This is a genomic window from Variovorax sp. 01N429, assembly GCF_056399425.1.
On sequence record NZ_JBFTRG010000145.1, the window covers coordinates 1 to 423 of the forward strand.

The 423-nt window shown below is 70.7% G+C and carries 1 protein-coding gene; it reads left to right on the forward strand.

The features are described 5' to 3' along the window. Window positions 1-423, forward strand: a 423-nt coding sequence (locus AC1DSF_RS30985; RefSeq protein ID WP_478184140.1) for an SDR family oxidoreductase, incomplete at both ends; no start/stop codon positions are given.

Below are 423 nucleotides of genomic sequence, written 5' to 3' on the forward strand. Positions count from 1 at the left end.
GGTGAACAACGCGGGAGTGATGCCGGACCACCGCACGCTCACCGACGACGGCGTCGAACTGACCTTCGCCACCCATGTCTTGGCACCGTGGGTGCTCACCGCGGCACTGACGCCGCTGCTGCGGCGGGCCGCCCCGTCGCGGGTCGTCAACGTCACCTCCGGCGGCCAGTACGCCCGACACCTCCTGGTGGGCGACCCCGAATCGCGCACGGACCGCTACTCCCCCAAGCGGTTCTACGCCCGCACCAAACGCGCTCAGGTCGTCGTCACCCAGGAATGGGCGAAACGCCTGGCACCGTACGGCGTCCACGTCCACGCCATGCACCCGGGCTGGGTCGACACCCCGGGCGTCCGCAGATGGATGCCCGTGTTCCGCATGCTCACCCGCCCCGTCATCCGCGATCCGGAGCAGGGCGCGGACAC